Annotated in this window: 11 protein-coding genes; 5 read left to right on the top strand and 6 right to left on the bottom strand. The window is 29.1% G+C overall.

The features are described 5' to 3' along the window. The first annotated feature begins 110 nt into the window (after positions 1-110). Positions 111-2,159, top strand: coding sequence for a DNA mismatch repair endonuclease MutL (mutL, locus tag ECAJ_RS01145; protein ID WP_011304343.1), 2,049 nt, complete (start codon positions 111-113; stop codon positions 2,157-2,159). Positions 2,160-3,278: 1,119 nt separating this feature from the next. Here the strand turns inward: mutL and dprA are convergent. The 4 genes from dprA to ECAJ_RS01165 form a co-directional block, all read right to left on the bottom strand. Continuing rightward, positions 3,279-4,403 (bottom strand): DNA-processing protein DprA, encoded by a 1,125-nt coding sequence (gene dprA / locus ECAJ_RS01150; protein ID WP_011304344.1) that lies wholly within the window; start codon positions 4,401-4,403, stop codon positions 3,279-3,281. 225 nt (positions 4,404-4,628) lie between these two features. Beyond that, positions 4,629-5,897, bottom strand: a complete 1,269-nt coding sequence (fabF, locus tag ECAJ_RS01155) for a beta-ketoacyl-ACP synthase II (protein ID WP_011304345.1) — start codon at positions 5,895-5,897, stop codon at positions 4,629-4,631. Between the two features lie 15 nt (positions 5,898-5,912). Next, positions 5,913-6,188, bottom strand: a complete 276-nt coding sequence (locus tag ECAJ_RS01160) for an acyl carrier protein (protein ID WP_011304346.1) — start codon at positions 6,186-6,188, stop codon at positions 5,913-5,915. A gap of 1,162 nt (positions 6,189-7,350) precedes the next feature. Further along, entirely contained in the window at positions 7,351-8,736 is a 1,386-nt protein-coding gene (locus ECAJ_RS01165; RefSeq protein ID WP_011304347.1) for a hypothetical protein, read from the bottom strand. A 372-nt stretch (positions 8,737-9,108) separates the two neighbouring features. Here ECAJ_RS01165 and ECAJ_RS01170 point away from each other — a divergent pair, with 372 nt between their 5' ends. Beyond that, the gene (locus ECAJ_RS01170) at positions 9,109-11,910 is read left to right on the top strand and encodes an ankyrin repeat domain-containing protein (protein WP_011304348.1); all 2,802 of its coding nucleotides are present in this window, start codon (positions 9,109-9,111) and stop codon (positions 11,908-11,910) included. Here ECAJ_RS01170 and rpmG read toward each other — a convergent pair. Next, complete coding sequence (rpmG, locus tag ECAJ_RS01175) at positions 11,888-12,058, bottom strand: 50S ribosomal protein L33 (protein WP_011304349.1); 171 nt, start codon at positions 12,056-12,058, stop codon at positions 11,888-11,890. The two genes, ECAJ_RS01170 and rpmG, sit on opposite strands and share 23 nt — an antisense overlap. Positions 12,059-12,231: 173 nt before the next feature. On the opposite strand from rpmG, the gene ECAJ_RS01180 reads away from it, so the two are divergent. The 3 genes from ECAJ_RS01180 to ECAJ_RS01190 are packed head-to-tail and all read left to right on the top strand — an operon-like array spanning position 12,232 to position 13,919. Then, the gene (locus tag ECAJ_RS01180; protein ID WP_011304350.1) at positions 12,232-12,939 is read left to right on the top strand and encodes a hypothetical protein; all 708 of its coding nucleotides are present in this window, start codon (positions 12,232-12,234) and stop codon (positions 12,937-12,939) included. 4 nt (positions 12,940-12,943) lie between these two features. Continuing rightward, positions 12,944-13,423, top strand: a complete 480-nt coding sequence (locus ECAJ_RS01185) for a disulfide bond formation protein B (RefSeq protein WP_011304351.1) — start codon at positions 12,944-12,946, stop codon at positions 13,421-13,423. After that, the gene (locus ECAJ_RS01190) at positions 13,407-13,919 is read left to right on the top strand and encodes a demethoxyubiquinone hydroxylase family protein (protein ID WP_011304352.1); all 513 of its coding nucleotides are present in this window, start codon (positions 13,407-13,409) and stop codon (positions 13,917-13,919) included. Before ECAJ_RS01185 ends, ECAJ_RS01190 begins: the two co-directional genes overlap by 17 nt. A 1,142-nt stretch (positions 13,920-15,061) precedes the next feature. On the opposite strand, the gene mnmA is transcribed toward ECAJ_RS01190, so the two are convergent. Continuing rightward, positions 15,062-16,165: a tRNA 2-thiouridine(34) synthase MnmA gene (gene mnmA / locus ECAJ_RS01195; protein WP_011304353.1), complete on the bottom strand. Its 1,104-nt coding sequence runs from the start codon at positions 16,163-16,165 to the stop codon at positions 15,062-15,064. Positions 16,166-16,376 lie beyond the last annotated feature (211 nt).

Consider the following 16,376-nt stretch of genomic DNA (forward strand, 5'->3'; position numbering starts at 1 on the left):
TTAGTGATTTACTTAAGATTATGTAGTGAGTATTTTGACTGTATCATTAAAGAGACATTGTTATTTTCTATAAGCTTGTAGCTATATATTATAATTATCAGTGTTAGCATATGTCAATTATACTATTAGACCCTAGGACAATTAATAGAATTGCTGCAGGAGAGGTTATAGAATGTCCAGCTAGTGTAGTTAAAGAATTAGTTGAGAATTCAATAGATGCTAATGCTACTACTATTGATGTTGCAATAGAACGTGGTGGACGTAATTTAATAGTTGTTAGTGATAATGGTATTGGAATAAAGAAGGAAGATATAGAAATTGCGTTTGCTCGTCATGCTACTTCTAAGCTTCCTGATGGTGATTTAGCTAAAGTCAAATCTTTGGGTTTCAGAGGTGAAGGATTAACTTCTATAGCAGCTGTTGCTAAGGTGAAAATGATCTCAAAGTATCAGGATTCTGATACTGCATGGTTAATAGTATTTGAAGGCGGAGATAAAACGCAAGAATTAACACCGGATTCACTTTCTTGTGGCACATATATGGAGGTGAGAGATTTATTTTTTGCTACGCCTAATAGATTAAAGTTCCTGAAGACAGAGAAAGCAGAAGTTCAATCTATTATAGATATGATTAATAAGTTGGCTATGGTTAATCATGGTATAATGTTTTCATTGTCTGTTGATAATAAACAAGTGTTTAAATATTTAAGGCAACAATCAAATATTGATAGATTATCTGAAATAAAAGCTTTGGGGATAGAGTTTTGTAAAAATTCTTTGCCAATAAGTGTAAAAGAAGAACAGATCGAGTTATCAGGGTACATTGGATCTCCTACACTCAGTCGTAGTAAATCAAGTCTTATATATACTTTTGTTAATGGTCGTCCTGTTTATGATAGTTTACTTATAGGAGCAGTGAGATATGCTTACAGTGATTTTATAGAGAGAGATAAATATCCAGTTGTTGTATTGTATCTTAATATTCCGTGTGATCAAGTTGATTCTAATGTTCACCCAAATAAATCTGAAGTTAGATTTCAAGATAAAAAGTTAGTATATAGAGTTGTAGTTAATGCAATTAAAGAAGTGTTATCTATTAACATGAATGCAAAATTAAAGTCTATTAATGAATTTGAAAGTGATCATTTTGTTCGAGATAATATTGTAAGTATGAATCACTCGCGTAACGTTGGTAATGATGTCACTTTTGAACTTCTGAAACGTCTTAAAGCTAAACAACAACCGTTTAATGTACAAGAGTGTAATTCTACAGATATGGAAGCAAATAATTTGTTAGATGATAACAATTCTTTTTGTAAAAATTTGAAAAATGTTCAATCTGAATATGAGGTCGTTTACAAAAATTTTGAAGAATCTGTTAATTGTAAAAAATCAGAAAGATTTAATGTATTTGAAGAAGAAAAAGATGCTATTAATTTAAGCAACAACGCACTACAAGATTTATCTAATGTAAATGATTTTAACATAGGTGTTGTCAGTGGAAGTATGGGATTAGAAAATGATAAGTTGAGTCAAGTAAGTTATAAAAAGATAGAAAATGGTTCGTTAATTGATAATCATCTGTTGGGTTATGCTTTATGCCAAATACACAGTAGATATATCGTGTCCCAAACTCAGGATGCTATTATCATTGTTGATCAACATGCAGCTCATGAAAGATTAACTTATGAATATATGAAGCAAGTTATGGAAAAAGAGGGTATTAAACGTCAAATGCTATTAATACCTGAAGTTATTGAAATGAATAACCATCTTGATTTGGAGCTACTTGTTGAATATAAAGCAAAGTTATTGAAACTTGGATTACTTATTGAACCACTTGGTAATTTGTCAGTAATAGTAAGAGAAGTACCAGCAATTTTTGGAAGTTTTGATGTTAAGTCGCTTATTATTAATATAGTTGATAGTATTATAGAAGTGGGTGACACTTTATTCTTAGATGATAAAATTAAAGATATATGTGGTACAATAGCGTGTTATAGTTCTATTAGGAGTGGTAGAAAATTAAAAATTGAGGAGATGAATGCTATTTTAAGAAGTATGGAAAATACTGCACATTCTGGGCAATGTAACCATGGTAGACCAACTTATGTTGAACTTAGTTTAGTTGAGTTAGATAAACTTTTTGCAAGAAGATAATAAATTATATATGTTAGTAAATATACTTTAAAAGTAGTCATCTATATGGTTCATATTAATTTGCTAATTAATGAGTTGATTAACAGTTATATGAGTTTTTCTTCTTTTTTTGGTTAGTAAAATTAATTGTGTTCTAATATTGTATTTATTAGATATGTGCTTTTTTGCTCTCTTGTGTAAGAAATTAGTATATTAGGAATTGAGGAATGCAATTTCATTTATGTCTTTGTAAATTAGTTTTCAAAACAAGTGTTATATTAATTAGTATCTTTATGTTCTTGTCATGTAGTATTTAATGGTAAGTTTATTTAAGAATTTGCAGAATTGTCTAGTATACTAGAATAACTTTATTATGTGTGATTTTTCTATACTGTATAAAATGTTATTTGGGTTAAGCTTGTATAGGATTATGTTCCTTCTATTTTACTGTTCTGTAGTTGTTGATTATGGATATATTGTAATGACTTATTAGTGTGTATAATGTGTGTAATTTAGTTGAGTATTAGTAAGATTTGTAATTGGCTAGAATCATATACATAATTTTTATGTACTGTAATGGTATTATGTGAAAACGTTGAAGAAAATAATTTTAGTATTATATAGCTGAAATTTCTATAGTTTATTGGTTCTAATTTGTGATGTATTGCGTAAGTTGTTGAAATAAAGTGTTAAGTTTTGATTGCAAGGTTTTCTAGTGTATTGGAATCTTTCATTATGTATAATCCTTCTGTGTTATAATAATGTTTTTTATATTAAGTGTTGGGTTTGATACACTTTTAAAATTTCTATAGTTGTTGTTTTATGTTTCTATAATGTATTGCGATGACTTGGTTATGCAAGACACTTTTACATATCATTACTTGTCTGTTGATAGATTATACTTTATTTGAATTTATATCCCTAAAGCTTTTTAAAAATTAGGTTGTTATTAGTCTTATTATTTGCTCAAATAGAAGTTACTTATTCAGTGTAAGAAACAACATTGCGAATAAATGCGCCTATAGAAGTAGTTGCTGTAGTGTAGTCATAGAAAAGTATTATATGAAGATGTGTACGGTAAATTTGTGTAAATTACTAATAGAGTAATTTTATTTTGGAATTTTAATATTCTTAGAATTTTTAATGTATTAGAGCAACTTTGTTATTAGGAAATCTTTCTATTTTTTTTGATTCTTCTAGCTCAGTTAATGCTATCAAAATGTTGCTTATATTTAAGTTAGTAGATGTAATAATTTCTTCTATTTCAATTGGACTATGACTGATATGTTGTAAGATGATATCTTTTGTGTTATTGATTTCATTAAAATGATAGTTATTTTGTACAGTGTTATCAAACAGTGAATTTTGAATGTAGGTGTTATGTCTGTTAAATTGTAAGTTTTCTATTATATCTTCTGTTGATTCTACTAATTTTGCTCCATTTTTTATTAAACTGTTGCTTCCCCTACATCTGTGGTCAAGTGGTGATCCAGGTACTGCAAATACTTCTCTATTTTGTTCTAATGCGAAATTTGCTGTAATAAGTGATCCTGATTGTATTGAAGCTTCAACAACTACTATTCCAAGTGATAATCCAGATATTATGCGGTTACGTTGTGGGAATAGTTGTGCTCTTGGTAATGTTGCAAAAGGAAATTCTGTAATGATTAATCCTCCTTTATCTATTATAGTTTTATATAAGTGTGTATTTTCTTGTGGATATACTATATTAATTCCACTAGCCATAACAGCAATTGTTGGTAGTTGTTGAAAGATTATACTATGTGCAGATTTATCTATTCCTCTTGCTAATCCAGATACTATTACAAAACCAGAATTAGCTAATTCATATGATAACTTATAAGCAAAATTTTTTCCATTGATTGATGGGTTTCTACTTCCTACTATACCAATGATTTTTTCTTTTAATATAGATGTGTTGCCTAATACTGTTAAAACTGGTGGGTAATCATGGATGTGGCGTAAAGCTTTTGGATAATCTTGATCAAATACTGTAATTATTTTACCACCAATCTTGTTGGTGTTTTCGATTTCTAATTCTGCTGTTTCAATAGAGCATATATTGTATAGTTTATCATTTGTATTAGATTTTTTTATTAAATTTGGCAGTACTTCTAATGTGTGTTGACAGGTTTTGTATAATTTGACTAATGCATGAAATGTTGATGGACCTATATTTGGTGTTCTTATTAATCTGATACATGATATAAACTCTTGATAAGATAATTCTTTCTTAGTTTTCATAATTAATTTCACATTTATGTTTAATAATATAAATTAAAATATTAACCAATAATAATCAAACAATTAGTGAAAGTTCTATAATAAATAAAGATGATAATTATCAACTAAGAAGTGTGTTATTAAAATCATGTCACTAGTTATGCATTTTAAAAACACACTTAAACTTGATTTATCAACATAAAACAAGTTTATATGTTATCAAATATGAAGTATAGAAGCAAGACTTTATAATTTCCCAAAAACTAATGATATATTTACTCCACCAAAGCCGAAAGAATTAGAAAGACAATAATTAATCTTATGTTCCTGTGCATTGAGTGGAACGAGATTTAATTGTGGATCCTCTGATGATTCATATAAGTTTAATGTAGGGGGTGTAATGCTTGTATTCATAGCAAGTATAGAAAAGATAGCTTCAACGCTTCCTGCTGCTCCAAGTAGGTGACCTATAGAAGATTTAGTTGATGATATTGGAACTTTGTAGATGCTTTCTTTAAATATACTTTTTATTGCTTGAATTTCTGTACTGTCTCCTAGAGGAGTAGAAGTGCCATGTGCGTTTATATAATTGATAGACTCTGGATTTAATTGTGCGCTAGATAACGCTAGTTCCATAGCTTTCATCCCTCCTTTGCCTTCTGGATGAGGTGCTGATATATGATATGCATCTGATGTCATGCCATATCCTAACAGTTCTCCGTATATTTTTGCTCCACGTTTTTTTGCATGCTCATAATCTTCTAATATAACTATTCCTGCACCTTCTCCCATGACAAACCCATCTCTTTGTTTATCCCAAGGTCGTGATGCTAGCTCTGGAGTATCATTGAATTTTGTTGATAATGCTTTCATAGCTGAAAATCCTGCAATTCCTATGCGGCATACCGCACCTTCAGCTCCACCTGCTATTATTACATCTGCTTCACCAGATTGAATCACTCTTGCTGCATTACCTATAGCTTGTGCTCCTGTAGAGCATGCAGTTACTACTGCGTCAGTCAACCCTGTGAACCCATACTTTATAGATATATGACCAGAGACAAGATTAATTAAACTTGCTGGTATGAAGAAAGGACTAATCCTTCTGGGACCTCTCTCTTGTAAGCATATAACTGTTTTTTCTATAAATGGAAGACCACCTATTCCTGATCCTACTATTACTCCTACTCTGTCATAATCAAGATCTTTACAATCAAGTAAATTAGAATCGTTAACTGCTTGTGTGGCAGCTGCTATGCCAAAATGAATAAAGTTATCCATTTTTTTTAAGTCTTTTTCTGGAATGTAGTCTGCAGCATTAAAAACGTATTCTTCAGATTCAGACTTCATTATTACTTGTCCAGCTATCTTACAGTCAAGGTCAGATGTGTCAAATCTATTAATTTTGCTTATGCCTGATACTCCATTAGATAAAAGGTCCCATACTGTTTTTACATCACTTCCTAAAGAAGTAACCAATCCTAAACCAGTGATCACGATTCTTCTTGTTGTCATAGCAAGTTACCTTAATTAGTTTTTGCTTGATATTTTATTACGTATATATTCTTCTATTTTATCTATAGTTTCTAGTTCTTGTGCTTCTTCATCAGAAATTTCTATAGAGAAGTGATCTTCTAAGCACATTACCAAGTCTACAAAATCAAGGCTATCAAGATTCAGATCTTTTGCTAAATTTGTGCTACCAGAGAGTGTAGCTTTTTGCTCATCTTTGAGCTTTAAACAATCAATGACGATTTTAGTCACAGTATCTTTAATAGATTCTAACTTTCCATCATTACTTTCCATAATTTACCCATTAAAAATTGAAACCATACATGTTTATTAAATAATCAGTCTGCAAGCAAAGAATGCTGTGAAAATCGCCTCAATACATGCAATGTAAATCTACAATAAACAACAATTTAGAAACCCAATAAATAAAACTTTTGTAATTAATATTTTATACAGTTAATGAAATGATACTTAACTATTACGTAAATATATAGTATACAGTGGCAAGAATCAACTTATTTAATTTCTAATATCTGTAATCATATTAATGTTAATTTGATACTTGAGATAGATATTAAACATGCATGTTATACACTGATACATTTGTGTATAAAGTAAATGGTATTCCTACTTTTAATTAATAATTAATTAAAATATGTGAAATTATTTTTTAACTTGTATGGTTGTAGTAGTTATCCTATAACTGTGATAAATGTGGTAAAAAATTTTATATAGTTTAATTTATTAAGCATTCACGCATATATTATTATAAGATCTTGTAGTACTTTGTTATTAATGTGTGTTGCGTTTCTTGTTATCTGCACTAGATTTCAAGGATTCTTTATTATTAGGTATTTTGGATATATGCATGTGATGTTGTGTAATCTGTGTATATATTGAGATTAGTGTTAGTAATACTGTTTTATTGTGAAGTTTTGTGTATTTTACTAAATTATTATTTGTTGTTTTATAATGTCAAAATTAATATACATTTTTTAATTGGCTAAGTTTTATGAACATTTATTATATATTATTATTATAATATTATTTTAGTTTCTTGAATATTATTCATGTATTTGTCTGCTTTTTCATAATTTATGTTAATATACACTTTTGAAATTCTAAGAATATTTAAAAATATATTACTATTAATGAGTTTTTATTTTGTATTACTCAAATGCCTGTTATTATTTATTATAGTAAAGTTAAAATGATTAGAGTATTCTGATTGTTTTGAATAATGTGGGGTTTGATATTGATTTTCTGATAACTTTACTAATCTAGTGTATTAAGTTGATGCATGTTTTTGTACAGTAACTTGGTAATATTAATGTTTTACATAAGGATATTATCACTTAATTAATATGTATTACTTAGGAATCCTGTTAAGTAATCAATATAATAGGTTTGACATATTTGTGTAACTAGTATATTGATTATTAACAAAATCAAAATGTTATTTATTGATATTTTGGTTCTGTGTATTCACATGTTCAGCGTTAGGGTCATTTAATTCTGTATTAATAAGAGCTACTATATCTCTTGCTATACGTCTTAATAAGCTAGGTATTGCCTCTATATCTACTTCAACTGTTTCTGTATTATCACTTGAAACATGTGAACTATTATTTGAAATATCATTACTTTGATTACTAGGTTCTTCTAGTTCTTCCTGTTGTATTGCATCAGTAATATCTGTTTCTATTTGAGCATTTGGTTCTTCCTGTGTTGTGTTAACATGCAAATCTTTACGGTTTTCTATTAAAATACCAACATTTTTTTCTGCTTGAATAATTGTGTTTCTTAGTATCTCTTGCTCAATATTGTTAATCTTGTTTTGTGTTTTAGCAATGGAATATCCTTTTAAGATGTCTTGCATGGCTGCACTATGGTCAATTAATACTCTAGGACGGCTTATATCATTATATATGTTGGCTTCTGCTAGTACTTGTTCACGTTTTTGTATCATATATTCAATAGCTCTTTCTTCTTGAGTGATAAGACTTTCTGGATCTTCTGGATATATTTCATTGATATTTTGTAGTGTTACCATTGCATTAATGTTGGTTATTGCAGTGGCATTAGCTGCTTCTATCTGAGCATTTGGATTATCTGGTTCTTGCATTGCATCGGCAATAACTTCCTCTGCTTGAATATTTGGATTTACTTGTATTTCTGGATTATTAATTAATTGTTCTTCGATATTAAGATTGTTGGCATTTTCTTCTATCGTATCGTTAATAATAATATTATCTTCAATTACGTTAGCTGCTTCTATCTGAACATTTGGATTATATGGTTCTTGTATTGCATCGGCAATGACTTCCTCTGCTTGGATATTTGGATTTACTTGTATTTCTGGATTATTAATTAATTGTTCTTCGATATTAAGATTGTTGGCATTTTCTTCTATCGTATTGTTAATAATAATATTATCTTCAATTACGTTAGCTGCTTCTATCTGAGCATTTGGATTATATGGTTCTTGTATTGCATCGGCAATAACTTCCTCTGCTTGAATATTTGGATTTACTTGTATTTCTGGATTATTAATTAATTGTTCTTCGATATTAAGATTGTTGTCATTTTCTTCTATCGTATCGTTAATAATATTATCTTCAGTTGCATTAGCTGCTTCTATCTGAGCATTTGGATTATATGGTTCTTGTATTGCATCGGCAATAACTTCCTCTGCTTGGATATTTGGATTTACTTGTATTTCTGGATTATTAATTAATTGTTCTTCGATATTGAGATTGTTGGCATTTTCTTCTGGACTATAGCTATTGTTGGCCCCTTGAAGTGTTTGTGTGATGTTATCATTTTGTGTTCTATTTAGCATAATACTTCTTCCATAATATTAATAATTAAGTGTTTACCAATATATTAAAATCTTTTAAATATTAGATAACACTTTAATTTAACATTTATGAAAAATTAGTCAATATTTAATAAAAATGTTAAAAATCATATCTTTTTTCTATAAAAAATAGTTAATAAATATATAGTTGTACTAAAAACTTATGTAGTTAATGTAGCTTATTAATATTTATTTACTATAAATTAAGTACTATTGTTGTATTGGGTTCTGATGAAATATTAATTTAGTATGATTATTTAAAATCTATAATGTCTACTTTAGCACAATTATTAAGATATATTTCATAGTGTTAACTTATGAAATATATCTCAAATTAAGATAAAGATAGTTGATATGTTAAATAATGGTACTAGTATATCGCAAGATGCAAATGATGATATAGTAGACAGTTTATCTGATAATAATGATGGTCATAGTAAAATTGTGTTGTCCGAATTAGATCTTGCAAAATTAAATCAAGTAAAAACACAAGGAATACCTTCTAATCGATTACATCCTCTAAACAGATTGTTGGCTGATGCTTCATTAACTAATAACTTTTCCACATTTTTTAAAGAACTTTCATCATTTTTGAGGTGTGGGAAAAAAAAGAGGATTAAACAATGTTGTCAGTTTGTTATATTTAAAAATGAAAAAGGACATTACAGTATTGAAGGTAGTGTTAGTTCAATATATTCAAATCACGCTTTAGCAAAACAAGTTTTACAAGGTCAGCTTTATGTATGTGATCTTGGTAGTTTAGCGTTGGTATTTCCTGATAATTCAGAAGAAAGGGAAGCTTTTTTGACATTGATCTTTAATAGTACTTTTAGTCAAAAAAAGACTGAAATAAGTGAATTTGAAATCAAGTGTTTTAGTAATGATGTTGTAAACTATAATGCTATACATTTCAATACAGAATCTCTGCAGTATGCGTTAGAACATGAAGATGTACAAGCAGTTAAAGTAATATCTGGTTTTTTAAACAAACTTAAAGAACGCGATAATGTATTGAAAAGAGTAATTGAAAATGCGTTAATTAAAGTAATACAGCAAAGAAATAACGTTTCTGATAATCTTTTAGAATGTATTAATTGTCTTCTAGATATCAAAATTGAAAGTTTTGATTTAGATGCTGAAGAAAATCAACTTGTTGCAGAAAAATTGAGACACTTTACTCGCATTGTGTGTGGAGATGATGTGTTGTTGTCTAGAATATGTAAAGCAGCGTATGAAAATATAGTAAAGGTTGTATGCTTAGTTGAATTAGAAGAAGCAAAAAGAATTAAATCAGAATATGTGAAATCCGGTTTGTTAGAGACTTACTATTACCATGATAGGGATATGCGGCTAGTTAATATGTACTATGGTCCAGATAAGGATAATATTCTCTTTGTATTAGTACAATCAGATAGCATAGGTCTATTAAGGCTTCTGTTTGAGAAGTATAAACTAGATGTTAATACTGTGAATGCTTACGGTTATACAGTACTACATTTTGCAGCTTTGTATAATGCAAAAAGATGTGCAAAGTTTTTGTTGGAGAGTGAGTCAAAAATTTTTCATCAACCTGCTAAATCTCAATTAACGCCATTTCATTTAGCTGCAGGTTCTAATGCATTGAGTGTGTTAAAGTTGTTAGCGAGGCATAAGCCAGATGCTATATATGATAAAGATAGTATGGGCAGAAATATTATGCATCATGCTGCTATTGGTGGTGCTCTTGATACTCTATTATATAGTCTGAGTCTTGGTATAGATGTTAATGCTCAAGCAATTGTACGTGATGATAATGGTGAAATAGATGAACTGATGAATGCTGGTAGAAGTTGTACAGCATTACATTTTGCGATTGAAGAAGGGAAATTAGGTGTAGTAAATTGTTTGTTATCATGTCGTGATATAGATTTATCGATTGAAAATAGTGAAGGTTGTACTCCTATAACTACTGTAGATCATAATGGTGGTAATTTATTGCATCAGTGTGTTTTGTTTAATGATGTGGGACTGTTAACAAAAGTTTTAAGATTAGGTTGGCAGGGCGTTATTTTAGAAAAGAATTGTGCAGGTCAGACTGCTTTTGATCTTGCTATTAAGCATGGCAGAACTGTATGTGCTGGACTATTGTTACCGATTTTATGCGAACAACTAAAATGTAAAGGTAGTGAATGGAAGAAAATTTTTGAAAATAGCGATAGTAATGGCGATACTTTATTACATCAAGCTATATTATCACGTAATGTTACTTTAGTGAAAAAAATACTATCTTTTCATGATATTAGATTGATGGATGTAAATAAAGATAATGAAACTCCTTTAGATATAGCAATAAAAGTTGGTAGTGCTGAGATTATAAGTCTTCTAATTAAAGATAATAGGCAAAGTTTGATTTCTGAAAGTGGTAGTAGCTATATAATGAAATTAATGAATAAAGGGTTAATGACAAGAGGAATTTATCAAATTATTAAGAGTAGGTGCTTGAAAAAAAAGAGGTGTAGTTATGCTAAATTAGGTGTATCATTTATATTGACTTTTGTACTAATCACATGTATTGCAGTATTTTGTATTCTGAAATATAACCAGGAACTACAAAATGCATTTGGCATAGATGGCAATACACAAATATTTTTTATTGCTATTACTGTCTTTTTACTATCTGTAATTTGTGTAGGATGTTGTTTATTTGCTACATATCATATTAGATTGACAGAACGTGAAAAATTGTTGCGTATTGAAATTAGTGATACTCACTTTTCTACAGCTGCGAATAGTTCAGTTTCTGCTGCTTCTGTTAGTAGTGAATATATAGATGCACGTCAATCATCTTCAGCGTCATCTACTGAAGGAAGTGGTGAGAGAGAAATGCAAAATGAAATAGTAAAAACACACCAAGACGCCAGCAAACTAGAAAGATTAACATTAAAGAATAATGCTTTTACTGAAGGAAGTGGTGAGAGAGAAATGCAAAATGAAATAGTAAAAACACACCAAGACGCCAGCAAACTAGAAAGATTAACATTAAAGAATAATGCTTTACAAGAAAGGTGTGGTAATATGCACAGAAGGCCATCAAAACTAATACACCCACAAGTTTTATCTTCTACAGAATTAGCAGAACAAGGGCGATGTGATATTACTTTAACTTCTCTTCACTAAACAGTACGTGCTTTCTTACTACAGGGTCATACTTGCGAAAAGAGAGTTTGTTAATTAACTTTTTAGGATTGCGCTTTTTTACATAGAAAAAACCAGTTTTTGCACTGCTTGCTAGTTTCACAAGTAAAGTAGAACCTTTTTTAGCCATAAACAACAAGTAACTTAAGTGATAACCTGTTAAGCATATTAATAAATTGCTTACTAGTCAAGTAACTATTTGTTGTTAGTGATATTAAATATTAATCAACATTAATTATATTTTGTATTTTCTTTTTATCAGTTAAAATATAGAATTTTAGCTTTAACTAGTAGTGTTTGTTTATGTTAGTTTCTTGGCTTCAAATCTTGATTAAAATTATAGGTAAGATATTACCAACTAGATTAATAAGCACTTTTTTAGGTACAGGATATTTACCAGCATGGCAAAGTCATTGGGCTGCGGTATTATCTTTAATATTAGCTTATATATTATTTTATTTGATATATGGAATGTATTATGTACAGTATGGATTGTTAGTCACAGCTGCTGTGATAGCTGCATTTTTTTTTAAAATATCTTTAGTACTTGTTGTAGTTGCTATAATATCAATCTTTATATTTCAGTCTCATAGTTCTGCTGATAGTAGAACTGATATTATAGTAGTACAAATAGCATTAGGGCAACTTTTGGTTGTTGCATTAGCTATGCCTGCAATACTTGCAGTATATAACTACTTATCGATATTTTATGGAAGAATATGTGAGGGTATTTTTATATGTCCTACTTGGTTTAATGAATTTATGCGTTTTTTAATATTTTTTTTGATACCATTTGTCTTTTTTAATATAATTGAGATAATAAAACCTTGGCCTATCTCTAATTTTCAAATATCATATAATAATTGTTTTTCTATAGTATCTGAAGGTTTAATATTAGTACTTTATACGTTGTTGGTTATGTATCTTGCTGCATTTATATGTTTTGACTTAACTGTTCATGATGCAGTAGCACTGAATGAATATATTTTTACTTTGATGAGATTCAGGTAAGATAATGGGTATAGTAAAAAATTACGGTGTAACTTTACTTTTTATAGCAAGTGTTGTTGCACTATCTGTAGCATATATAAGTCAATATTTATTTGGTATGCTTCCTTGTAAATTGTGTTTATATGAGCGTATACCATACTTTATTAATATTGGATTGTTTATTGTCTATTTGTTTAAGCCTTCCAAAATAGTGTTTTTTGTCATGTGTTTGTGTTATGTGTGTAATATATTCATTTCAGGTTATCATGTTGCTCTTGAACATGATTGGGTAGCAGATATTGTAGGGTGTACAGACAATACACAATCTTTGAGTTTTGAAGATATTAAAAGTTCTTTACTGGATGTGAATGTAATAGTATCCTGTGCTCGTCCTAGTGTTGTATTTATGGGTTTGTCTATGGCAGAATGCAATCTTATATATTGTGTATTATGTTTTACATTAGGTATTCATTTATTTGTGAAGCAATATGTTACAAGAAAATAGTCTATTAGAACAGTCTATTCGTGTAAATCATGCTGGAGAATATGGGGCAGTGTGTATATACTCTGGTCAAGAGTTAGTTTTTCGTAAAATGTCTATTGGTAAGAAAATTTCAGAAATGAAAAAGCAGGAACAGCAACATTTTAGTTATTTTAATTCTGTGATGAAAGATAGAAAAATACGTCCTACTGTTTTTTTACCAATATGGCATGTTATGGGAGTAATGTTAGGTATTACTACAGCTTTGATAGGGGAAGATGCTGCTATGGCGTGTACTGTTGCTGTAGAAGAAGTAATCAGTGATCATTATCAAGATCAAATTACTACTTTAGATGATGGTGAGTTGAAAGATAAGATTATACAATTTCGTAATGAAGAAATAGAACATCATGATACTGCTATGTGTCATAATTCTGGTAATGCTGGTAACTATAATGTCTTATCTTTTTTTATAAAGAAAGCATGTAAGGTTGCTATTTGTATTTCTAAAGTTATATAGTTCTTTATAGTACTGATACTCACTTAGTGTAAATGTACTGTAGTGTTGTGTAAATTATTTTCCTTCTATATAGTTATTGATGTTGTTTTGAATATAAAGTCTGTAGTTATTGTACTTATTATAAAGTATATCAAAAGTTTTAAAACTGTAATGTTAGTTGGTGAATCTTATATATAAATAGTTAATATTACTGTTCAGTAATTGTGTAAAACTAAAGATCATGGTTCTGGTAACACTATATATGATTAATATCTTATCTTTTTTTATGGTAATTCTATTAGTGTATTATGTGTGTTTCTGAGTTATGTGGTACTGTAGTTTTACTTAAAATATAGGAATGTATTAAAGCAACAGAAGATGAATTATTTTAAGTAGTACAGTTGTGAAGATTCTGATACGTTTTTGTAATATATTAATTATCTGCTAATTTAGAGGATAAAGAATATTCATCTGCTGTTGCAAAGATACTTTTGTATTGTATGTAATGATGATATGTTATTATCTAGAATATGTAAAATTCAAAATATAGTAAAGGTTGTATATAAGAAAAGAAATATACCCAGTATTATTATGTGAATCTGTTTTGGTGATGATTTGTGTAAAGTCTAATTGATATATGATTACCATGGTGCTAAGTGTTATATTAAAAATAATGTTGTTTTATAAAAGTACCTAGCTGGTCTTATTGTATGTGTAAGTGACTTTTTTATTGTGTTTTATTAAAAGCTATTAGTGCTTTAACATAAATATTTTAAAGTGCATTGGTTGCTTTTTTGATCTTGCAGATATTGTAGGGTACACAGATAATACATACTCTTTGAGTTTTGATGATATTAAAGTTTTTTATTGAATGTGAAATAATAGTATCCTGTGCTTGTCCTGGTGTTGTATTTAGGGATTGTCTATGAAGAATACAATCTTTATATAATGTGTACTATGTTTACATTAGGCATTCATTTTATTTATGAGCAATATTTTACAAGGAAATAATCTATTAGAGTGTCTATCTGGTAAATCATGCTAGAGTGACATATAACTGTGCTCAAGAATTAGTTTTTTGTGAAATTAAGTTGGAAAAATTATCTCTATGTCGCTTTGTCTTGTCATTTTTTAGGTAGATATTTATAAATATTTTTTGGTGCTTAACATATCCACCCACCACCGAGCATTCTATCTCCATCATATACAACACATGCTTGCCCAGGAGTTACTGTACAATATGTATCTTGTAGTATTACAGTTGCCTTGTTCATGTCATTTGGGTAGATGATTGCTGTACTACCGGAGTGGGATGATCTTAATTTTACTTTTACACTTAGTCCACTGTATGGAATTTTATCTTTAAGTAGCCAGTTTATGTCTTCTATGTGTAATTTGTTTTGCAATAATGCGGATTTTGGACCTACTGTTACTTCATTGGTGTCTGGGTTTAATTTTGTAACATATAATGGTTCTTTGGATGCTAATCCAATACCTCTTCTTTGTCCAATTGTGAAGTTTACTATACCATTATGTTCTCCTAATATATTTCCATTGGTATCTATAATGTGACCTTTTTTTACAGTTTGTGGTCTTAGGTGTGCAATTGTATTTTTATATGTGTCTGTGACAAAACATATATTTTGACTATCTGGTTTGGCTGCTACTGACAAGTTAAAGTACTTTGCTAATTTTCTTATGTTATCTTTATGAAAATTTCCTAATGGGAACCTAAGAAACTTTAGCTGTTCTATTGTAGTTGCAAATAAAAAATAACTTTGATCTTTTTTTGTGTCTTTACTTGAGTATACATATATCTCATCATCTTGTTCTACTTTTCTGATGTAATGGCCAGTTACTAGAACATCTGCACCAAGTGATTTAGTTGTGTTGAGTAAATCTCTAAATTTGATAACTTGGTTACATTTTACACATGGTATGGGTGTTTTCCCTTGTGTATAGGTGTCTATAAAGTTTTCTATTACTTCTTCTCTAAATGCTTTTTCATAGTTGAGAGTGTAGTGAGGGAAACCCATACTTGATGCGACTTGTTTTGCATCTTGAGTATCTGTGCTGCCACAACATCCTCCTTTCCCACTGGTATTATTGTATAGTTGTAAAGTGATACCAATAACTTTGTATCCTAATTTATGAAGTAATGCTGCTGCTACTGAACTATCAACGCCACCAGACATAGCAACAACTACAGTTGTTGATGAAGGTGACTTATTTTTAACGAGTGGGTCTATTTTAAAATCATCAAGCATTGTTCATGAAATATCTTTTTTTCATTATAACATGTAAGTTTGATATATGAAATATGTAATTACCTTGTTAGTAAAGTGATATATTATTTATTAAGTGGGCTTCTCTATTAATATTATTGATATATTTTTGTAAGTTTATTTATTAGAAGATATGAATTTATCATGTTTTATTAAAGGTGTTATTTTGAGTATTATTGTGTTACAAGTATTA

It is taken from the genome of Ehrlichia canis str. Jake, assembly GCF_000012565.1.
Lineage (GTDB): Bacteria > Pseudomonadota > Alphaproteobacteria > Rickettsiales > Anaplasmataceae > Ehrlichia > Ehrlichia canis.